General features: G+C 46.1%; 21 protein-coding genes and 1 riboswitch. Of the genes, 13 read left to right on the top strand and 8 right to left on the bottom strand.

Features of this window, described 5'->3' with window-relative positions:
• From NL644_RS17460 to thiQ, 4 genes are all read left to right on the top strand, one after another.
• Positions 1-636 (top strand): flavin prenyltransferase UbiX, encoded by a 636-nt coding sequence (locus tag NL644_RS17460; RefSeq protein ID WP_046874042.1) that lies wholly within the window; start codon positions 1-3, stop codon positions 634-636.
• A 37-nt stretch (positions 637-673) separates the two neighbouring features.
• Positions 674-810, top strand: a riboswitch (TPP riboswitch).
• Positions 811-881: 71 nt separating this feature from the next.
• The gene (gene thiB, locus NL644_RS17465; protein WP_047009039.1) at positions 882-1,874 is read left to right on the top strand and encodes a thiamine ABC transporter substrate binding subunit; all 993 of its coding nucleotides are present in this window, start codon (positions 882-884) and stop codon (positions 1,872-1,874) included.
• Positions 1,875-1,915: 41 nt separating this feature from the next.
• Positions 1,916-3,502, top strand: coding sequence for a thiamine/thiamine pyrophosphate ABC transporter permease ThiP (gene thiP, locus NL644_RS17470; protein ID WP_253658675.1), 1,587 nt, complete (start codon positions 1,916-1,918; stop codon positions 3,500-3,502).
• Complete coding sequence (thiQ, locus tag NL644_RS17475; RefSeq protein WP_182019211.1) at positions 3,502-4,206, top strand: thiamine ABC transporter ATP-binding protein; 705 nt, start codon at positions 3,502-3,504, stop codon at positions 4,204-4,206. Before thiP ends, thiQ begins: the two co-directional genes overlap by 1 nt.
• Positions 4,207-4,224: 18 nt before the next feature.
• On the opposite strand, the gene NL644_RS17480 is transcribed toward thiQ, so the two are convergent.
• The gene (locus tag NL644_RS17480; protein ID WP_253658676.1) at positions 4,225-5,172 is read right to left on the bottom strand and encodes a LysR family transcriptional regulator; all 948 of its coding nucleotides are present in this window, start codon (positions 5,170-5,172) and stop codon (positions 4,225-4,227) included.
• 92 nt (positions 5,173-5,264) lie between these two features.
• Between NL644_RS17480 and NL644_RS17485 the strand changes: the two genes are divergently transcribed.
• The gene (locus NL644_RS17485; RefSeq protein WP_253658677.1) at positions 5,265-6,341 is read left to right on the top strand and encodes an alkene reductase; all 1,077 of its coding nucleotides are present in this window, start codon (positions 5,265-5,267) and stop codon (positions 6,339-6,341) included.
• 63 nt (positions 6,342-6,404) lie between these two features.
• On the opposite strand, the gene NL644_RS17490 is transcribed toward NL644_RS17485, so the two are convergent.
• The 4 genes from NL644_RS17490 to argR all read right to left on the bottom strand — a co-directional run bounded on the left by NL644_RS17490 (position 6,405) and on the right by argR (position 11,606).
• The gene (locus tag NL644_RS17490; RefSeq protein ID WP_005392306.1) at positions 6,405-6,842 is read right to left on the bottom strand and encodes a universal stress protein; all 438 of its coding nucleotides are present in this window, start codon (positions 6,840-6,842) and stop codon (positions 6,405-6,407) included.
• Between the two features lie 44 nt (positions 6,843-6,886).
• The gene (locus NL644_RS17495; protein WP_065644958.1) at positions 6,887-9,466 is read right to left on the bottom strand and encodes a TRAP transporter permease; all 2,580 of its coding nucleotides are present in this window, start codon (positions 9,464-9,466) and stop codon (positions 6,887-6,889) included.
• Between the two features lie 295 nt (positions 9,467-9,761).
• On the bottom strand, positions 9,762-10,730 hold the full coding sequence (locus tag NL644_RS17500; RefSeq protein ID WP_005392302.1) for a TAXI family TRAP transporter solute-binding subunit: 969 nt from the start codon (positions 10,728-10,730) through the stop codon (positions 9,762-9,764).
• 405 nt (positions 10,731-11,135) lie between these two features.
• Positions 11,136-11,606 carry a transcriptional regulator ArgR gene (argR, locus tag NL644_RS17505; protein WP_031780246.1) on the bottom strand — a complete coding sequence of 157 codons (471 nt, stop codon included), beginning with the start codon at positions 11,604-11,606 and terminating at the stop codon, positions 11,136-11,138.
• Between the two features lie 359 nt (positions 11,607-11,965).
• On the opposite strand from argR, the gene mdh reads away from it, so the two are divergent.
• Positions 11,966-12,901, top strand: a complete 936-nt coding sequence (mdh, locus tag NL644_RS17510; RefSeq protein ID WP_253658678.1) for a malate dehydrogenase — start codon at positions 11,966-11,968, stop codon at positions 12,899-12,901.
• Between the two features lie 113 nt (positions 12,902-13,014).
• Positions 13,015-13,206: a hypothetical protein gene (locus NL644_RS17515; RefSeq protein ID WP_005392299.1), complete on the top strand. Its 192-nt coding sequence runs from the start codon at positions 13,015-13,017 to the stop codon at positions 13,204-13,206.
• A gap of 89 nt (positions 13,207-13,295) precedes the next feature.
• Here the strand turns inward: NL644_RS17515 and ispB are convergent, their stop codons facing one another.
• Entirely contained in the window at positions 13,296-14,267 is a 972-nt protein-coding gene (gene ispB, locus NL644_RS17520; RefSeq protein ID WP_005392297.1) for an octaprenyl diphosphate synthase, read from the bottom strand.
• A gap of 256 nt (positions 14,268-14,523) precedes the next feature.
• Here ispB and rplU point away from each other — a divergent pair, with 256 nt between their 5' ends.
• From rplU to folA, 6 genes are all read left to right on the top strand, one after another.
• Positions 14,524-14,835, top strand: a complete 312-nt coding sequence (rplU, locus tag NL644_RS17525) for a 50S ribosomal protein L21 (RefSeq protein ID WP_005383096.1) — start codon at positions 14,524-14,526, stop codon at positions 14,833-14,835.
• Between the two features lie 20 nt (positions 14,836-14,855).
• Positions 14,856-15,113: a 50S ribosomal protein L27 gene (gene rpmA, locus NL644_RS17530; protein ID WP_005383095.1), complete on the top strand. Its 258-nt coding sequence runs from the start codon at positions 14,856-14,858 to the stop codon at positions 15,111-15,113.
• A 205-nt stretch (positions 15,114-15,318) separates the two neighbouring features.
• Entirely contained in the window at positions 15,319-16,494 is a 1,176-nt protein-coding gene (gene cgtA, locus NL644_RS17535; protein WP_005383091.1) for an Obg family GTPase CgtA, read from the top strand.
• 195 nt (positions 16,495-16,689) lie between these two features.
• Positions 16,690-17,490, top strand: a complete 801-nt coding sequence (locus NL644_RS17540) for a threonine/serine exporter family protein (protein ID WP_005392296.1) — start codon at positions 16,690-16,692, stop codon at positions 17,488-17,490.
• A complete protein-coding gene (locus tag NL644_RS17545) occupies positions 17,490-17,963 on the top strand; it encodes a threonine/serine exporter family protein (RefSeq protein WP_005392295.1) in 474 nt (157 codons plus the stop codon). The genes NL644_RS17540 and NL644_RS17545 overlap by 1 nt, the downstream gene beginning before the upstream one ends.
• Before the next feature lie 9 nt (positions 17,964-17,972).
• Entirely contained in the window at positions 17,973-18,452 is a 480-nt protein-coding gene (gene folA, locus NL644_RS17550; protein ID WP_114323103.1) for a type 3 dihydrofolate reductase, read from the top strand.
• Between the two features lie 268 nt (positions 18,453-18,720).
• On the opposite strand, the gene NL644_RS17555 is transcribed toward folA, so the two are convergent.
• Together NL644_RS17555 and apaG are read right to left on the bottom strand one after the other, a co-directional pair.
• Positions 18,721-19,527: a symmetrical bis(5'-nucleosyl)-tetraphosphatase gene (locus NL644_RS17555; RefSeq protein ID WP_114323104.1), complete on the bottom strand. Its 807-nt coding sequence runs from the start codon at positions 19,525-19,527 to the stop codon at positions 18,721-18,723.
• 15 nt (positions 19,528-19,542) lie between these two features.
• Positions 19,543-19,923 (bottom strand): Co2+/Mg2+ efflux protein ApaG, encoded by a 381-nt coding sequence (gene apaG / locus NL644_RS17560; RefSeq protein ID WP_005379668.1) that lies wholly within the window; start codon positions 19,921-19,923, stop codon positions 19,543-19,545.
• Between the last annotated feature and the right edge of the window lie 11 nt (positions 19,924-19,934).

Below are 19,934 nucleotides of genomic sequence, written 5' to 3' on the forward strand. Positions count from 1 at the left end.
ATGCAAAACAAACAGCAGCAAGCAGAAAAAGCCATCACTTTAGCGTTAACTGGAGCATCTGGTGCGCCTTATGGTCTGCGCCTTTTAGAATGTTTGGTCGCGGCGGATTATCATGTCTACGTTCTGATCTCTTCGGCGGCTCGTGTCGTGATGGCAACCGAACACAACCTTAAGCTGCCAAGTGGGCCAGAAGCCGCAAAGCAAGCGTTGGTAGAGCACCTGAACTGCAATCCCGATAACATCACCGTTTGCGGTAAAGATGACTGGTTCTCACCGGTAGCATCTGGCTCTGCGGCACCCAAGCAAATGGTGGTTTGCCCATGTTCTGCGGGAAGCGTTGCGGCCATAGCACACGGTATGTCGGACAACTTGATCGAACGGGCCGCTGACGTGGTGATGAAAGAGCGTGGGCAGTTGTTGCTCGTCGTTCGCGAAACGCCATTTTCAACGCTGCATCTGGAGAACATGCACAAGCTATCGCAAATGGGCGTCACCATCATGCCAGCGGCTCCGGGTTTCTACCATCAGCCAAAGAGCATTGAAGACTTAGTGGATTTTATGGTGGCGAGAATTCTCGACCACTTAGGTATTGAGCAAGGTCTAGTGCCTCGTTGGGGTTATGACCAGCGTTCGTGAGCTGATTGTGTAACCACTCAAATACCTTTACAATCCATCCAACTCATCGGGGAGCAAACCCATTTAGCATTGAGTCAATCAATGCATTTGGGCGCTGAGACCTAAGTTCTTAACTAGGGACCCGTATTACCTGAACCAGATAATGCTGGCGTAGGAATTGAGTCTGGATATTGGAAGTCCTTAATAGCCGCCTCAACCCTGTGCCGCTCAACTTATTTCTCTGAAATACTCATGGAGAGCGAGCAGTGAAAACCACTTCAAGTCTGATTGCCTTAGCTGCAATTACCTCTACTTCAGCGTTTGCTGCTGAAAACCCATTAACTATTTATACCTACGATTCTTTTGCCGCAGATTGGGGGCCGGGTCCTAAAATCGAGCAAGCTTTTGAAGCAAAATGTGGCTGTGACGTTAACTTCGTAGCGTTGGACGATGGTGTATCGATCCTGAATCGTCTTCGTCTTGAAGGCGGTAATAGCAAAGCCGACATCGTGTTAGGTCTGGATAACAACCTGATGGCAGAAGCAAAGAAAACCGGTCTGCTTACCGAGCACAATGTGGATACGGCCAACACAGTGTTACCAAATGGTTGGAGCGATACGACGTTTGTACCGTACGATTACGGCTACTTCGCATTTGTGTACAACACAGAGAAACTGGCTAATCCGCCGAAAAGCATGAAAGAGCTGGTGGAAACGCGCGACGATTTGAAAGTGATTTATCAAGATCCGCGTACGTCAACGCCGGGCCAAGGCTTGATGCTGTGGATGAAATCCATCTATGGCGACGATGTGACGCAAGCGTGGCAGAAGCTAGCGAGCAAAACCGTAACGGTCACGAAAGGGTGGTCAGAAGCGTATTCCATGTTCCTTAACGGCGAGTCGGACTTAGTGCTTTCTTACACTACGTCACCTGCGTACCACTTAATTGCGGAAAACGATTCAACGTTTGCGACGGCGAATTTTGCTGAAGGTCACTACATGCAAGTTGAAGTCGCCGCTAAAGTGAAAGGGGCAAAAAATTCAGAACTTGCTGATCAATTTATGAATTTCATTTTAAGTGATGAGTTCCAGTCAGCGATGCCAACGGGTAACTGGATGTACCCTGTTACTGACGTTGAGTTACCTAAAGGTTTTGAAACCTTGAGCGTTCCAAACAAGTCGTTGAGCTTTAGTGCTGATGAAGTGGCAAAAATGCGTAAGTCTTGGATTCGCGAATGGCAAAGCGCACTGACGTTTTAGCTGACGTTCCATCCCTCATCTGAATGAGATAGGTTTTACCTTTGAATTCTGTTCCAAAAATAGGTTTAGGGGTCGCGATGATCATCGCGGTCTTTGTTGTTTCTGCCCTAGGTGCTTTGATTGTTCAAGCCCCTTCACTTGATGTGTCTGTGGTATGGGACGACCCGTATTATCAACATGTCACCAAGTTCAGCTTCTACCAAGCTTTTCTTTCCACATTGCTCAGTGTTGGCTTTGCCATTCCAGTTGCGCACGCGCTTTCACGTCGCCAATTTTGGGGTAAGTCATTACTGCTTAAGCTGTTTGCATCGACGCTAGTTTTGCCTGTTTTGGTTGGTGTTTTCGGGCTGTTAGCGATTTATGGCAACAGCGGTTTGTTAGCGCAGTGGTTGCAAAGTTTCGATACTAAACTGCCATTTTCTATTTACGGTTTGAACGGAATTTTACTCGCCCATGTGTTCTTTAATTTACCTTACGCGGCGCGCTTGCTGTTGCAAGCATTAGAATCTATTCCTGCCGAGCAGCATAAGCTGTGTGCGCATTTAGGTATGAACCATTGGAATAAGTTTCGTTGGGTGGAATGGCCGCGTTTAAGGCAGCAACTTCCCCACGTTTGTGGCTTGGTATTTATGTTGTGCTTCACCAGTTTTGCCACTGTAATGGCGCTGGGGGGCGGGCCAAAATCCACCACCATTGAATTGGCAATTTACCAAGCGATTAAGTTTGATTTTGATTTACAAGCTGGGGCGTTATTGGCACTGTGGCAGATGCTGTTATGTGGACTGCTTGCGATTGGAGTGCAGAAGCTAACAAAGCCTGTTTCTATCAGTGCTGGCAGCACATCGGTACAGCAATATTTAACGAAGGATCATGGGTGGTCAAAAGCTTGGGATAGCTTTTGGATCATAGGTGCCTTTTTACTGGTGATACCACCGTTATTGATGGTGTTACTGAGTGGCATCAACCAACAAGTTTGGACGGTGTTAACCGATGAACGTTTTTGGTCTGCGTTATCTAACTCACTCAAAGTGGCAGGGTTAGCCAGTGCGCTTGCGGTCGCTGCGGGCGTGTCCATATTGTTGACTAGCCGTCGTTGGCGTTTGCAGTACAAAAACACGCGAGCCGATCAGATTGAGCTAATCGGCACCATTATTTTGGTGACGCCAGGTTTGGTGATTAGCACCGGATTATTCTTGCTGTTGCGATCATTTACCGATGTTTTTAGTTTGGCGTTTTTTGTTGTGATTTTGGTAAATGGTTTGATGGCTTTGCCTTACGTGATCAAAACGCTGGCACAGCCAATGCTGCACATCGAGCAGCAATACCAGTATCTGTGTGCCAGCTTAGGCATGCGTGGCTGGCAACGCTTTAAAGTGGTGGAGTGGCAGGCGCTGCGCAAGCCATTCGCACATGCGTTTGCGATCAGCTTTATGTTTGCGATTGGCGATTTAAGTGCTATCGCGTTGTTTGGTGGACAAGAGTTCCGAACTTTACCTCTGTATTTGTTCCAGTTACTTGGCAGCTATCAGATGGACGCGGCTGCGGTGGTATCGGTGACCTTGTTGTTGTTGAGTGTGGGCTGTTTTGCCTTGATTGAGAAAGTATTGAAAACGAAGGAGAGAGCGTAATGTTAGTGTTGGATGATGTGCAGTACACCTACCAACGTGAGCTGTTTCGTTTTGACTTAACGATTGAGCAAGGTCAGATAGTGTCGCTGATGGGACCAAGTGGGGCTGGAAAATCGACGTTGCTGGCGTTGGTGGCTGGGTTTATCCATCCTGACCAAGGTGACATTCGGGTTGATGGTGAGTCTATTGTGCGTAAAGAGCCTTATCAGCGTCCTTTCTCCATGTTATTCCAAGAGCATAACTTGTTTTCTCACTTGTCGGTGCGTGACAACATTGGCTTAGGTTTACACCCAGGGCTAAAGCTCACTGTAGACCAAAAGCGTCAGATTGAACAAGCGGCGCAGCAAGTTGGCGTTGCAGAGTACCTCGACCGTTTGCCTGAGCACCTTTCTGGAGGGCAGCGTCAACGTGTTGCCTTGGCGCGTTGTTTTGTTCAGCCTCATCCCATGTGGCTGTTGGATGAGCCTTTCTCGGCGCTTGATCCGGTTTTACGTGAAGAGATGCTGAGCTTGGTAAAAAAACTGGCGGCAGAGCGGGGAATAACCGTATTGATGGTCACGCACCATTTAAGCGATGCCAAAGCCATTGCCAGCCACTTTGTGTTTGTGGCTGATGGCAAAGTGGAAGCGGCGGATAGTATGTCTGCATTGAGTGAGCAGCATGCTAGTGAGAAGCTTGCGGCATTTATCCGAGCCGCACGCTAATGCTCAATGGTGGCGGGGTTATGCTTCACCGCAACACAAACCATGTCGAGGACCAAATTCAAACTGAGATCTTAGGCTCATGATATGGTCAATCATCGCTTGTACTCGTCGCGTTCGGTTTGCGCCAGGACGATAGACTAAATAAATGGGCATTGGTACCGTGTGCCATTGAGGTAAAACTCTGACTAAGGAGCCATTTTCCAGCTCTTGCGTCATGTTTTGCATAGGTAAGTTAGCGATTCCCAATCCTTTGAGCGCGCCTTTTAATACCGCTTCTACGGTGGTGCTAGAGAAGTTACTGCTTACCGAGACGTTGACCGTGTTGTCCTGAGAAATCAACGTCCAAGGGCCTATCTCTGAAACATACTGATATCTCAAACAGTTGTGTGTTGTCAGATCTTCTGGCGTTTTAGGTACGCCACACTCAGCTAAATACTCAGGACTGGCGGCCAATACTCGGGTGGTGTAACCCAATTTTTTAGCAATCAGTCGATCATCGACGATCTGGCCGACTCGAATTGCCATATCAAAACCGTGTGAAAACAGATCAACAAAATCGTTCGATGCTTCTAACGCAATTTGTACTTTTGGCCATTGTTTTAAAAATGGTAAAAAGATGTGCTCAGCCATATACGCGTCCAAGGCTGGCGGCGCAGCAATGCGAAGCCGACCTTGGATCTGCTGTTCCATTTCCTGAACGTCTTGACCAATCGAGTGAAATTCCTCAACTAAGCTTGTAGCACGCTCTAAAACCATTTGACCAGCTTCGGTAATAACCAACTTTCGGGTCGTGCGCTCTAGGAGCTTGGCTTCAAAGTGTTGTTCGAGTTTGGTTATGGCTTTACTAACAGTAGATTTTGGTAGGTTTAACTCCAGCGCGCACTTGGTTAAGCTCAGTAGTCGACAGCTTGTGACAAAGATAGAGAGCGTCCTAAAGTCAATTGTTTCTAAATTTCGAACAATCACTTTCAATTATCCATATTGTTTCAATATTGATCTGATTATAGTCTGGCTCCTCATCCTTAGTCATCAAGTTATTGTCATTTGAGGTAAACAACATGTCCAACTCTGTAGACTTATTTTCTCCTATCGAACTCGGTCAATTAGCATTAGATAACCGTGCCATTATGGCCCCTTTAACGCGCGCTCGTGCCAGCGCAGATCATATCCCGAATGACCTTATGGTTGAGTACTATGCTCAACGCGCGAGTGCTGGACTTATCATTGCTGAATGCACCATGGTGATGGAAGGAACGTCTGCTTTCATGGCTGAGCCGGGCATTTATAACGAAGAACAAATTGCAGCTTGGAAAAAGGTAACGGATGCGGTTCATGAAAGAGGCGGTAAGATCGTATTGCAAATTTGGCATGCGGGACGCGCTTGTCATCCTGAACTGAATGATGGGAAAACGCCTGTTGCAGCGAGCGCACTAGCCATTCGTGATGAGCTAGTCCATACCCCTTCAGGTAAGCAAGCATATACAGTACCACGAGCACTCGAAGTGGATGAGATAGCTTCTATTGTGGCGGCGTTTAAGCAAGGTGCGGAAAACGCCAAGAAAGCAGGCTTTGATGGTGTGGAGATACATGGCGCCAATGGTTATCTTATCGATAACTTTCTTCGTGATGGATCGAATTTACGTACTGATGAGTACGGTGGCTCGGTCGAAAATCGTGCTCGTTTCTTACTTGAGATAGTTAAAGAAGTGGTCGAGGTATGGGGACCTGGAAGAGTAGGGCTGCGCACATCACCATTAAATGGATTTAATGACATGAAAGACAGCGATCCGGTTGGCTTGGTTCGTTATTTAGCCGAGCAACTTAATGCTTTCGATCTTGCTTATTGGCACGTGATGCGTGCGGATCTAAAGGGCGTACAAAAAGCAGATGTTCTCAAGCCAGCACGCGAAAACTATCAAGGTCACTTAATGGCGAACGTGGGCTACAGTGCACAAGAAGCGACAACGGCAATTGCAGAAAATCAAGTTGATGTGGTCGCATTTGGCGTTCCATTTATCGCCAACCCTGATTTAGTTGAGCGATTTAAGAAAAATGCACCTCTTAATGAGGCAAAACCTGAGCACTTTTATTTAGGTGGAGCAGAAGGTTATACCGATTACCCAGTAATGGCATAATCCTTACTTGTTCAATATAAAAAGGACGCTAATGTTAGCGTCCTTTTTCGTTTCTTTAGTTGTTTAACCTTGCGGTTTCACGACCATCACATTGATTGGAGAATATTCCACGACCTTACTTGCGACAGAGCCAAGCATTACTTTATTGATTTTAGAACGCTTGTGACTTGGCATAATGATGAGATCAGCGCCCAAGCGCTCTGCATAATCAAGAATTGTCGCGTAGGCTTTGCCCTCAGCAACATGCACTTGGTACACAACATCTTCAGCAATATGCTTATTGGCGAAAGCTTTTAATTGCTGCTTCACGTCTTGCTTCATTTTGGCTGCTGCATCTTTTGGGAAGTATGTAGCAACCATCGACATGTGAATTCCAGGTAATACTGTCAGAAGGTGGATTTGCGCATTCGCTTGCTTTGCTTGCCAAACCGCTAGTTCAACCGCTCGGTCTGAAAAGCCTTGGTCATTTAGATCAACCGGAACAAGAATTTGTTTGTACATTCAATGTCTCTCACTAAGGCCCCTTGTCCTCGGGGCCAAATCGGTTATGCGCTCAATTGTTCCTTACGAGCACGACGTTTTTGGTTCATGGCAAGCACCAGCAAAATCATTAAGCATGGCACAAATACCCATTCTTTCATCGGACGTTCTGCATCTTGGATAACCCACTTGATCTCCCAATCAAAGTCGATACCTGCAGACTCTGCCGGGCTACCAAACTCGACCATATCGACAATCATTTTGTTGTCGCTTTCGGTCAGCATCAGACCCATAGACGAAATACGTGCTTCCGCTGTTGTCGCACTGTCTTCGAATGGAAGACGAACCGTTTTCTCGATGTAGTCGCCCTCAAGGTTTTCGCCGGCAACACGTAGCTCCAATGATTCTCCTACATTTAGCGTTTCCGTGATTTGAGCTACCTCAACGCCAGGAGAAAGAACTTTCGCTGGATACAGCATGTCCCACCAAAAACCAGGACGGAAAAACGAAAATGTCAGTACTAATAATAGAACGGTTTCCCACCACTTGTTACGCGTGAACCACCATCCTTGTGTTGCGGCGGAGAAGATCAGCATCGCAATGATCGATGAGATGACAGTGAGTGCTAAATGCCACCAAGAGTCTATCCCCATCAACAGTAGCTGGGTATTGAACACAAACATGAATGGCAAAATGGCGGTTCGAATATCGTAAGTAAAGCCTTGGATACCTGTACGAATTGGGTCTGATTTAGCAATCGCAGCCGCCGCAAATGCCGCAAGACCTACGGGTGGGGTGTCGTCGGCCAAAATACCAAAGTAGAAAACGAACAAGTGCACCGCAATGAGTGGGATGATCAAGCCATGTGCTGCACCTAGTGTGACAATAACCGGTGCCATCAACGTAGAGACGACGATGTAGTTCGCCGTTGTCGGGAGACCCATCCCAAGAACCAAGCTGATTATTGCAGTAAACAGCAGCATAAGAATGATGCTACCGCCAGAGATAAACTCAACGAAGTCCGTCATGACCAGGCCGATACCCGTTAGGGTGACGACCCCAACTACGGTACCTGCCGCTGCCGTTGCAACGCCGATACCAATCATATTGCGAGCGCCAGCAACCAAGCTCTCAGCCAGATCGACGAAGCCATCTTTGGTTTGCTGCATCATGTCACCTTGCTTTGATAACAGAGCAATCAATGGACGCTGAGTCAGCAAAATGAAAATCATGAACACCGTTGCCCAGAATGCTGAAAGACCTGGCGAGAAGCGCTCTACAGTCAGACACCAAACCAATACAACGATAGGCAGTAGATAGTGCAAACCAGATTTAACCGTTGGGCCAGGATCAGGTACTTCTGTTAACTCTGCATCAATCTCAATTGCGCCATCTTGCACGTGATTTGCTGAGATCTTCACCAAGCCAACGTACGCAATTAACAGGGCAACCGTAACAATTGGTGTCGCGGCATCACCAAAGACATCTTTCGTCCAACCTACTCCGTAGTAAACCAATGCGCTGATCACACACAGTCCTAAGATTGTGCCAGTAAAGGAAAGCAAACTTTGCACTAACGTTGGGTTGTGGCGACGAGGAAGACCTGTCATACCCGCTTTACACGCCTCAAGGTGAACGATGTAAATCAAAGCGATGTAAGAGATAAGTGCCGGAAGTAGGGCAGCCTTAATCACCTCAACGTAGGAGATACCGACATATTCCACCATCAAGAATGCCGCTGCGCCCATGATTGGTGGTGTTAACTGACCATTGGTTGAGGCGGCAACTTCAACGGCTCCCGCTTTGGTGCCCGGAAAACCGACACGTTTCATCAATGGGATGGTAAAGGTACCAGTGGTTACCACGTTTGCGATTGAAGAGCCAGAAACAAGCCCGGATAAACCAGATGCAACAACGGCTGCTTTTGCAGGACCACCTTTCATATGACCCAGTAAAGAAAAGGCGACTTTAATGAAGTAAGCACCTGCGCCAGCGCGTTCCAGCATGGCGCCAAACAATACAAACAAGAACACAAAAGAGGTTGAAACGCCTAATGCGACACCGAATACACCTTCCGTTGTTAGCCATAAGTGAGACATGGCCTTGTTTAAGCTCGCTCCTTTATGCGCGATAACATCGGGCATGTAAGGGCCGGCAAAGGTGTAAGTAAGGAAGACAGCAGCAACCACCATCAATGGTGGACCGAGCGCTCGGCGCGTTGCTTCTAAAAGGAGAACCATACCGATGACAGCAACGACGATATCTACCGTTGTTGGTGCACCGGAACGTCCAGCTAGCTCGGTATAAAAAAGGTAAATATATGCCGCAGAAAAACTACCTGCTAGCGCCAATATCCAATCGACAAGAGGGATATGATCGCGAGGGGAATTTTTCATCGCTGGATAAGCAGTGAAAGCCAAGAAGATCGCGAAAGTGAGGTGGATTGATCGCGCTTCCGTGTCGTTCAGTACGCCGAAATTAAAAATAAATGGTAGCGGAGATGCGTACCATAATTGAAATAGTGACCAACACAGAGGAACAAACCAAAGGATTCGTCCTTGCATTCCCGAGGGGCTACGTGCACCTGTGTCTGCCTGAGCCACCATTTCTTGCACATCTTGTGACGGAGCTTGATTCGTCGCCATGTACTTTTTCCTTATTATTGATGGTCCTGTCGGATTTTTATCGAGAACCACACTTCGCCTTTATCAGTGTAGCGAATGGAGCGAAGTTTGCTTTCGAGTATTTTGCTGCCTGAACTCAAAGTGTTGAATTTTGGAGACTCTGCTAGGCGGCGTTTAAGTTTTTCTTGGGTATGAACTCGCAATTTTCGGAAGAAAACTGGCGAATGAAGCATGCAGTTAGCACGTGCTACAACCTGCATGCTCAAACAGGCAGAAAACCATCTTTTCCTGCCTGTGAGTTTGGAGTCTGAGGAAGTTACTTAAGTAGACCCACTTCTTTGTAGTATTTTTCTGCACCTGGGTGAAGAGGGATAGATAGACCCGCTTTCACCATGTCTTCTTTTTTCAGGTTTGCAAACGCAGGGTGTAGACGTTTGAACGTATCGAAGTTTTCAAACACGGCTTTTGCAACGTTGTAAGCGACATCGTCTGAAACGTCTGCTGTTGTAACCATCGTTGCTGCAACACCAAAGCTGTTTACGTCTTTGTCTGTGCCACGATACATGCCAGCTGGCACTGAGCTAAAGGCGTAGTATGGGTTATCAGCAACAATCTTATCGATTTTCGGGCCTGTTGCAGAAACTAGCTTAGCATCACATGATGTTGTTGCTTCTTTGATTGAACCGTTCGGGTGACCCACCATGTAAATGAATGCGTCAATTTTGTTGTCACAAAGTGCTTGAGAACGCTCAGAGCCCTTTAGCTCAGAAGCCAATTTGAAGCTGTCGTTTGTCCAGCCCATTGCTTCCATAACAACGCCCATGGTTGCACGGTCACCAGAGCCAGGGTTACCGATGTTTACGCGCTTACCTTTTAGGTCTTCAACGTTTTCGATACCTGAATCTGCACGAGCAATGATGTTGAAAGGTTCTGTATGAAGAGAGAACATTGCACGTAGCTTTTTGTACGGGCCTTGTTCCGCAAACTTACTCGTACCATTGTAGCCGTGGTACTGCCAATCCGATTGCACGATACCAAAATCTAACTCGCCAGCACGGATAGTGTTAACGTTGTAAATAGAGCCGCCAGTCGATTCTACTGAACAACGAATGTTGTGTTCTTTACGACCTTTATTGACCAATTTACAGATAGCACCACCAGTAGGGTAGTAAACACCTGTAACAGAGCCAGTACCGATAGTAATAAACTCTTGAGCGTTAACTGCGCCTGCACCCATTACTGCTGCAGCGATAGCGCCTACTTTGAGAAGTTTGTTAAATGCCATGAATTTCCCTTCCTTATATTCATTATTTACCCGGAAATAACCATAAATCACTTCTGGAGTTTCCTATTTGGAAACGGCATCTTTTCCAATCCAATCGTTTGAAAAAGCGAGCGAATCATAACAAAAAATTGGCAGAAAATTATCCAATTGTTAAATGTTATAGTTGATAAGTCTGAATCTTGTGCAGGAGGATAGTGTTAGATTTGTGATTTAATTCTTTTTATAACAAACACTTAATAAGTATTAAGTGAACGAAGTGAAAAAGATCAATTGCGTGATGTTAATCACAAAATAGGTGGTTAAATAATGGTCTGGATAAGCAAAAAATTTACATAAATCATGGGCTACAAAATGAGATTTCTTTTATAGCCCACAAAGAGTTAGCTGATCTAAATGTGAAAGAACTTAGCCAGTGTATTCGAACAGTTCACACACTGATTTGAACAACTGTTCAGTCGTAATCGCCATCGTTGGAGTGATAAAGATAGTGTCATCACCTGCAACAACACCAAGAATACCCTCGGATTTACCCAGTGAGTCAAGCAAGCGAGCAATCAACTGCGCAGCACCAGGGCCAGTATGGATAACAACTAATGCCGCGTTATGGTCAATGTCTAGCACCAGTTCACGCAAAGAGCTGCTTACAGTCGGTACGCCTAGCTCAGCAGGAAGGCAGTAAACCATTTCCATTTTTGCATTGCGTGTGCGGACGGCGCCAAATTTAGTCAGCATGCGTGATACTTTCGATTGGTTAATGCTTTCAAATCCTTGTTGTTTGAGTGCATCAACAATCTCACCCTGTGAGCCAAAGCTCTCTTCTTTTAATAGGGCTTTAAAGGCGCGGACTAAGTTGTCTTGTTTTTCTGAATTGCGCATAGTCATTACGAATCTCTTATTACGGGTCAGCAATTTTGCATATTCTCGCATATATATTCATGCGGTGCCAAAGAGTCCCAGTATTATGTTAGTTACGTCACTGTAAACTATATACCACATGGAATTCTTTAACTATATGAAGTAGGGCTGTTTTTGTTTTCTTGAATTCCTTGTCATTTCAACAGAATAAAAGAATAATCCAAGCCCCATTTGTAGCACGGTAACAGCGAGTTGCGCGAGGTCGCAAAGCTAGCGTTAATTGATTGTAATCAAGTTGTGATTCCGATAGCTTTATTTAAGTTGGTTACAAACTACCCTACGAATACGTTTATAAGAGAAATACTCTCAAGGAGAACTACATGAAAGTAGCCGTTATTGGTGCCGCTGGTGGCATCGGTCAAGCCCTGGCCCTTCTACTTAAGAACCGTCTTCCTGCTGGTTCTGATTTAGCCCTATACGATATTGCTCCAGTAACTCCTGGTGTGGCTGCTGACCTTAGCCACATCCCGACGCCAGTTTCTATCAAAGGTTACGCGGGTGAAGATCCTACTCCAGCACTAGAAGGTGCGGATGTTGTGCTGATTTCTGCAGGTGTTGCTCGCAAGCCTGGTATGGATCGCGCGGATCTATTCAATGTAAATGCTGGTATCGTTAAGTCGCTAGCGGAGAAGATTGCGGTTGTTTGTCCGAAAGCTTGTGTTGGTATCATCACAAACCCGGTAAATACAACAGTGCCAATTGCCGCCGAAGTACTTAAAAAAGCGGGTGTTTACGATAAGCGTCGCTTGTTCGGTGTAACAACACTGGATGTTATCCGTTCAGAAACATTCGTTGCAGAGCTAAAAGGCAAAGATCCAGGTGACATTCGCGTACCTGTTATCGGTGGTCACTCTGGCGTAACGATCTTACCTCTACTGTCTCAAGTGGAAGGCGTTGAGTTTACAGCTGAAGAAGTAGAAGCATTAACGAAACGTATTCAAAACGCAGGTACCGAAGTTGTAGAAGCGAAAGCGGGTGGTGGTAGTGCAACACTATCAATGGGCCAAGCTGCATGTCGCTTTGGTCTGTCTCTAGTTCGTGCTCTTCAAGGTGAAGAAGGCGTAGTTGAATGTGCATACGTTGAAGGCGACGGTGAACATGCGACTTACTTCGCACAGCCTGTGAAACTGGGTAAAGAAGGCGTAGAAGAAGTACTAAGCTACGGCAAACTCAGCGACTACGAAAAGTCTGCACTAGACGGTATGCTAGAAACACTAAATGGCGACATCAATATTGGTGTTGAATTCGCAAAGTAATCTAGAAAGCTCGAATAAGAAGAAAGCCGATCAAAATGATCGGCTTTTTTGATCTTTGGCTTCTCTGCTTCGTAAAATTACTTGATCAAAACAACGTGGTGAAGGAGAAGATGATGGAAGCAAGTCGAATCCGTAAAGGCATGGTTGTTGAGTGCCAGCAGGGCGTAGGTACGATATTGGTGGTCGACCGTGAAGCAGAGACGGTACTGTTGTCGAAACAAGGCTCTGATCAGCAGATTGCGGTTAGCTTTGATGAAATAGAAGATGACCCACAACTGCATGGCGGTAGTGACAGATATTACTAGCGCCTATCACGGCATTAGGTATCAGATACAAAAAAGGAAGAGCTTGCTCTTCCTTTTTGTTTTAAGTCTTGCGTTATGGGTTGCTATAATTACTTCGTGCGTTGTACCGCGACATGAGCCAGAGTAATAAGCGCTTGCTTGTATTCAGATTCCGGCAATACTGATAGTTCTTCGATTGCTTTGTCTGCTTCTTCTAGTGCTTTTTGCGTCGTGTATTCCAGAGATCCGGCCTCTTTCATCACCGCGAGAATTTCTTCTAAGCGATCCATGCCATTGGCCTTCTCAATTGCTTCGCGAATCATGAGGGCATTGTCTGGCGTGGTATTACGCATAGCGTGAAGTAGAGGTAAAGTTGGCTTGCCTTCAGCCAAATCATCCCCCACATTTTTACCCATGTCTTCGCCATCAGAGGTGTAATCCATGACGTCATCAATAAGCTGAAACGCAGTACCCAAATACTTACCGTAATTTTGCATTGCGATTTCAACATGCTCAGGAGCATCGTTTAAGATTGCGCCAATTTGAGTTGCGGACTCAAATAAGCGTGCCGTCTTAGAGTAGATGACTTGCATGTAGCTTTCTTCTGTCGTGTCAGGATCGTTACAGTTCATCAACTGCTGAACTTCACCTTCGGCGATCACGTTTACGGCGTTGCTCATTAGCTTAAGGATCTTCATGGATCCTAGCTCCGTCATCATTTGGAATGAGCGAGTATAGATAAAGTCCCCAACTAACACGCTAGCAGCATTGCCAAATGCAGCATTCGCAGTTGCTTTACCGCGGCGCATGTCTGATTCGTCGACCACGTCATCATGCAGCAAAGTCGCTGTATGGATGAACTCAATAAACGCAGCTGCCATGGTATGACCGTTGCCTTGGTAACCAAGTGCGCGGGCTGACAGTATCGCTAAAAGCGGTCTCAGACGTTTGCCTCCACCACTCACGATATAAAAACCGAGCTGGTTGATTAAAGAGACATCAGAATTAAGTTGGGCTTGAATTGTTTCATTCACTTTTGCCATGTCATCGGCAGTAAGCGCTTGGATAGTTTTAAAATCCATCGTATATCCGGCTGAAGTTAGACCCTGCAAGGCTTATTCGATTTATATAATTGTCGAATAATACACTAAAAAACGTTGATTAATACATTACTAAAGGGCATGATTGCCGCACTTTTCTTTGGCGATTAGCTTTTCGCCAATTTTTTCAAAATATGGCTTGTCATAGGAGCATCTATTCTGTAGAATCTGCGCCCTATTGATGATTAGTTTAGCGCACACCCTCAAGAAAGGCTGTGCGGAAAAAGCGGAGTAAAATATGTACGCTGTTTTCCAATCTGGTGGTAAACAACACCGTGTAAGCGAAGGTCAAACTCTTCGTTTAGAGAAATTAGACGTTGAAACTGGTGCAACTGTAGAATTTGATAAAGTTCTTCTTGTTGCTAACGGCGAAGACATCAAAGTTGGTGCTCCTCTTGTAGAGGGCGGCAAAATTGTTGCTGAAGTTGTACAACACGGTCGTGGCGATAAAGTTAAAATCGTTAAGTTCCGTCGTCGTAAGCACTCTCGTAAGCAACAGGGTCACCGTCAGTGGTTCACTGAAGTGAAGATCACTGGTATCAACGCTTAATCTATTAGGAGAGTTTAACAATGGCACACAAAAAAGCTGGTGGTTCTACTCGTAACGGCCGCGATTCAGAAAGCAAACGTCTAGGTGTTAAGCGTTTCGGTGGTGAATCTGTACTTGCAGGTAACATCATCGTTCGTCAACGTGGTACTAAGTTCCACGCTGGTAACAACGTAGGTATCGGTAAAGACCACACTCTATTCGCTCTTACTGAAGGTAAAGTGAAGTTCGAAGTGAAAGGTCCTAAGAACCGTAAGTTTGTAAGCATCGAAGCTGAGTAATTAGGTTTTTACCAAGTTACTTAATAGCTTTAAGCTGAATTCAAAAGCCCTGCCGAATCGGCGGGGTTTTTTATTTATGGCAGTCGACATATCGAAGTTTCTCGTTTCCACGTTTTTGTGGGCTGGGAGCTTAGATCTGTCATCTGCTAAAATTGTCAGATGACAAAGTAGATTTAATCCACGCACGAAGTAGTCGGAGTAAAAGATGAAGTTCGTAGATGAAGCGGTAGTAAAAGTTCAGGCTGGCGACGGCGGTAGCGGCGTTGTCAGTTTCTGGCGTGAAAAATTCATCACTAAAGGTGGCCCTGATGGCGGTGATGGTGGCGACGGTGGTGATGTTTATATCCAAGCCGATGAAAACCTTAACACTCTGATTGATTATCGTTTCCAGCGCTTCTACGAAGCGGAGCGTGGTGAGAATGGCCGCGGTGGTAACTGTACTGGTAAACGTGGTAAAGACATCGTTCTTCGCGTGCCTGTAGGTACGCGCGCAGTGGATATCCACACAAATGAAATCGTGGCAGAAGTTGCTGAACACGGTAAGAAAGTGATGATCGCAAAAGGCGGTTGGCACGGTCTAGGTAACACGCGTTTCAAATCTTCAGTAAACCGCGCGCCTCGTCAAAGAACATTAGGCACAAAAGGTGAAGTACGTGAAATTCGCCTTGAACTATTGCTTCTTGCTGACGTTGGTATGCTTGGTCTACCTAATGCAGGTAAATCAACCTTTATCCGCGCAGTCTCAGCAGCAAAACCAAAAGTCGCTGATTACCCATTCACGACGTTGATCCCAAGCTTGGGCGTAGTGAGTGTCGTACCAGAGAAAAGCTTTGTTGTTGCAGACATTCCAGGTCTTATCGAAGGTGCAGCAGATGGCGCTGGTCTTGGTATTCGATTCTTGAAGCACTTAGAGCGTTGCCGAGTGTTGCTGCACATGATCGATATTATGCCAATTGATCAGTCTGATCCGGTGCAAAATGCACTGACGATCATTGATGAGCTAGAGCAATACAGTGAAAAACTGGCAAGCAAGCCACGCTGGTTAGTATTCAACAAAGTTGATTTAATGCCTGAAGAAGAAGCGAATGAGAAGATCCAAGAAATCTTAGACGCACTAGGCTGGGAAGACGAGTACTTTAAGATCTCGGCGATCAACCGCAACGGTACTAAAGAGCTTTGTTACAAACTGGCTGACTTTATGGATAATCTACCTCGCGAAGAGGAAGAGGTGGCTGAAGAAGATAAAGTTAACTTCATGTGGGATGACTACCATAAAGATGCGATGGCGGGTAAAGACGTTATCACTGAAGATGACGACGACGATTGGGATGACTGGGACGATGAAGAAGATGACGGTCACGTTGTCTACGTTCGTGACTAATCAGAACCGTCAAATAATGCCTGTTTGTCTATAATTCATTAAGCCGCAATTATTTATTGCGGCTTTTTTTGTATCTAAATCATATTTAGATGGTGTGATTTACGGCACAATAGCCGATACGTCGTGATTTTTGAGGGCTAGTTTGGACCTCTCGCGTATGAATGAGCAACACCCTAAAAGGAATTAGACTTATTTATGACTCTAGAAACCATACCGTCTGGAGAGTTGGCGGTATCCACTCAACGATCTATTTCTCGCCTTGTTGCCCAAGCCGGGCAAATGCTACTCGCTCATGGTGCTGAAAGTACTCTGGTGAGCGATATTATGCGCCGTATTGGCCTTGCTTGTGGGGTTAATGAAGTTGCGGTTGCGCTATCAGCCAATGCACTGGTTGTAACGACGGTAATGGATGGACACTGCATCACCACGACCCGAAGTTGTGCCGATCGTGGCATTAATATGCGCGTTATTACGCAAATTCAACGTATCTGCATCATGATGGAGCGTGGGCTGCTCGATGCAACCATGGCGCAGAAAAAGCTGAACGCCATCAGTCCAGAGCGTTATAACCGCTGGCTGGTGGTGTTTATGATTGGCTTGTCATGTGCGGCATTCAGTCATCTGGCTGGTGGCGATTGGGGGGTATTTGTTATGACCTTTTTAGCATCAGCTGGTGGCATGATCGTTCGCCAAGAAATTGGTCATCGTCACTTTAATCCGTTACTGAACTTTGCAGCGACCGCCTTTGTCACGACCTTAATTTCTGCGCAAGCTGAAATCTACCAAATCGGCAATCTGCCCACCGTTGCAATGGCATCGTCGGTATTAATGCTCGTGCCGGGTTTCCCGTTGATTAACTCGGTGGCAGACATGCTGAAAGGGCACATTAACATGGGTATTGCCCGGTTTGTGATGGCCAGCTTACTGACGTTGGCGACGTGTTTGGGCATCGTTGCTGCGATGAGCGTTACTGGAATTTGGGGGTGGGCAATCTAATGAGTTTGTTTGATTTGATGCTTGGACTGCTGAATGACATGTTTTTCGCTGCGATTCCCGCAGTTGGATTTGCACTGGTTTTTAACGTGCCACAAAGAGCTTTAGTGTATTGCGCTGTTGGCGGCGCGATTGGACACGGCAGCCGTTATTTGATGATGCAGTTTGGTATTCCCATTGAATGGGCGACCTTTTTTGCCGCGACGCTAGTTGGGATGATTGGTGTGTACTGGTCTCGCCGCTTTCTCGCGCACCCAAAAGTGTTCACAGTGGCAGCTTTGATCCCGATGGTACCTGGCGTGTTTGCTTACAAAGCAATGATAGCCATGGTTGAGATCAACCATATTGGTTATTCACCTGAGCTCGTTGCAACTTGTATGGAGAACTTTCTTAAGGCCATGTTTATTATTGCAGGTTTAGCTGTTGGTCTTGCTGTTCCAGGGCTGTTATTCTATCGCCGCAGACCTATTGTATAAGGACCTAACATGATCATTAGTATGATTGCCGCGATGGCCTACAATCGCATCATTGGCAAAGACAATCAAATGCCTTGGCATCTTCCCGCCGATTTCGCTTGGTTTAAGCGTTGTACCATGGGAAAACCGGTTGTGATGGGACGCAAAACCTATGAGTCTATTGGTCGCCCTTTACCTGGTCGCTTGAATATTGTTATCAGCCGTGATGAGACACTAAAGATCGAAGGCGTCACTACCGTAACATCGATTGAGCAAGCTTTGGACGTGGCTGGTGACGTGGAAGAAGTGATGATCATTGGTGGTGGGGCGATTTACGCAGCTTGTCTGCCGATGGCCAATAAACTGTATGTAACACACATTGAAGCCGCGATTGATGGTGATACTCAGTTCCCAGACTGGGGAGATCAATTTAAGGAAACCTACTCAGAAACGTATCAAGCGGATGAGAAGAACGCCTACAACATGCGCTTTACTGTGTTAGAAAAGTAATTCGAGATTAAAACAGCGTAGTTAATACGGTAATGCCGTTCGTATAACAGCGAGCGGCCATCCCGGCCTGCCATCATCCTGAAAGCGACGGAGGAGCGTGATTCAGGATCTTCTATACGAGTACTTTGTTGTCAAAGGTATCTCTATCTACCCGCAGCGTGCGGATATTAGATTCCTAGTCTCGCTAAGGCTCGCTGGAATGACCCTACAGGAGATGTTAGGTGACAGGCATTCTCCCTACGATGGATTATCGACTATTATTCCGTGTTTAACTTAACGCATCCTGAGTAAAGATTTTCTTATCGTCCCAACGGATCATGGTTAGGCTTCCGCCCCAAACACAGCCAGTATCCAGACCGATGATCTCTTCGTCTACATGGCCTTGTAGTGCAGCCCAGTGACCAAATAACACCGTTTTATTGAGGTGAACGCGCTGAGGTACATCAAACCATGGAATAAGTTCGTTACCGGAAATTTGTTGTGGTGGTAGTTTACAATCCATATCCAAACGACCGTCAGGGAAACAAAAACGCATCCGTGTAAAAGCATTGATAATATAACGGTATCGATCCAAACCCTGTAGAGAGTCATCCCAGGAATCAGGTTGATTGCTGTACATGTTTTTTAAGAGCCAAGGCTGCTCTTCACTTTGGATGATGCGTTCAACTTCGCGGGCACATTTTCTTGCGGTTTTTAGATTCCACTGCGGTGATATCCCAGCGTGACACATCACGAACTCGTCATGCTCGGCCATAAGAGGTTGCTGAGCTAGCCATGCCAATAGATCTTCTTTATCGGGTGCAGTGAAAATAGGCGCGGTTTTATCTTTATCTTTGACCTTTTTTATCCCGTGAGCAACGGCGAGCAGGTGAAGGTCGTGATTACCAAGCACCACGGTTGCGCTTGTGCCAAGCGACTTCACAAAGCGTAAAGTTTCTAGTGATTTAGGCCCTCTGGCGACCAAATCACCAGCGAGCCAAAGTTGGTCTTTTTTCGCAGAGAAAGAGACTTGTTCTAGTAGTCGCTGCAATTCATCAAAACAGCCTTGAATATCACCAACAATATAGGTAGCCACTGAATCTCCAATTTACTAATTTAAAACATTTGGAACAGCAAGACGAAATGGTTCAATTTCGGTGATGAACTCCTGTCCTTTTTCATCCAGCATTTTGTAGTGCCCTTGCATAACGCCGACAGGGGTTTCTAACGCGGTTCCGCTACTGTACGTGTATTCATCATTGCTTGGAATAAAAGGTTGTTGACCCACCACACCATCACCTTCAACCGTCATTTGCTTGCCATTCGAGTCTGTGATTAACCAGCGACGGCTCACTAACTGCACGGTTTGTTGGCTAAGGTTTTTGATGGTGATGATATAGGCGAAAACGTAGCGTTGTAGCTCAGGATTGGACTGTTCTTCGATGTATTTGGTGTGAACTTGAATTTTGATGCAAGGTTGAATGACGTCCATGTGCACTCCTC

Origin of the sequence: Vibrio sp. Y10_XG_PY6 (assembly GCF_024181795.1) — a bacterium.
In the GTDB taxonomy this organism is placed as follows: domain Bacteria; phylum Pseudomonadota; class Gammaproteobacteria; order Enterobacterales; family Vibrionaceae; genus Vibrio; species Vibrio diabolicus.

Coding starts and splice junctions, on each gene's coding strand:
- NL644_RS17500 (WP_005392302.1), bottom strand. CDS start 10,730: ATGGCATTTAACAAACTTCTCAAAGTAGGCGCTATCGCTGCAGCAGTA.
- apaG (WP_005379668.1), bottom strand. CDS start 19,923: ATGGACGTCATTCAACCTTGCATCAAAATTCAAGTTCACACCAAATAC.
- NL644_RS17495 (WP_065644958.1), bottom strand. CDS start 9,466: ATGGCGACGAATCAAGCTCCGTCACAAGATGTGCAAGAAATGGTGGCT.
- cgtA (WP_005383091.1), top strand. CDS start 15,319: ATGAAGTTCGTAGATGAAGCGGTAGTAAAAGTTCAGGCTGGCGACGGC.
- mdh (WP_253658678.1), top strand. CDS start 11,966: ATGAAAGTAGCCGTTATTGGTGCCGCTGGTGGCATCGGTCAAGCCCTG.
- rpmA (WP_005383095.1), top strand. CDS start 14,856: ATGGCACACAAAAAAGCTGGTGGTTCTACTCGTAACGGCCGCGATTCA.
- folA (WP_114323103.1), top strand. CDS start 17,973: ATGATCATTAGTATGATTGCCGCGATGGCCTACAATCGCATCATTGGC.
- thiQ (WP_182019211.1), top strand. CDS start 3,502: ATGTTAGTGTTGGATGATGTGCAGTACACCTACCAACGTGAGCTGTTT.
- NL644_RS17490 (WP_005392306.1), bottom strand. CDS start 6,842: ATGTACAAACAAATTCTTGTTCCGGTTGATCTAAATGACCAAGGCTTT.
- NL644_RS17540 (WP_005392296.1), top strand. CDS start 16,690: ATGACTCTAGAAACCATACCGTCTGGAGAGTTGGCGGTATCCACTCAA.
- NL644_RS17545 (WP_005392295.1), top strand. CDS start 17,490: ATGAGTTTGTTTGATTTGATGCTTGGACTGCTGAATGACATGTTTTTC.
- NL644_RS17515 (WP_005392299.1), top strand. CDS start 13,015: ATGGAAGCAAGTCGAATCCGTAAAGGCATGGTTGTTGAGTGCCAGCAG.
- ispB (WP_005392297.1), bottom strand. CDS start 14,267: ATGGATTTTAAAACTATCCAAGCGCTTACTGCCGATGACATGGCAAAA.
- NL644_RS17460 (WP_046874042.1), top strand. CDS start 1: ATGCAAAACAAACAGCAGCAAGCAGAAAAAGCCATCACTTTAGCGTTA.
- NL644_RS17485 (WP_253658677.1), top strand. CDS start 5,265: ATGTCCAACTCTGTAGACTTATTTTCTCCTATCGAACTCGGTCAATTA.
- argR (WP_031780246.1), bottom strand. CDS start 11,606: ATGCGCAATTCAGAAAAACAAGACAACTTAGTCCGCGCCTTTAAAGCC.
- rplU (WP_005383096.1), top strand. CDS start 14,524: ATGTACGCTGTTTTCCAATCTGGTGGTAAACAACACCGTGTAAGCGAA.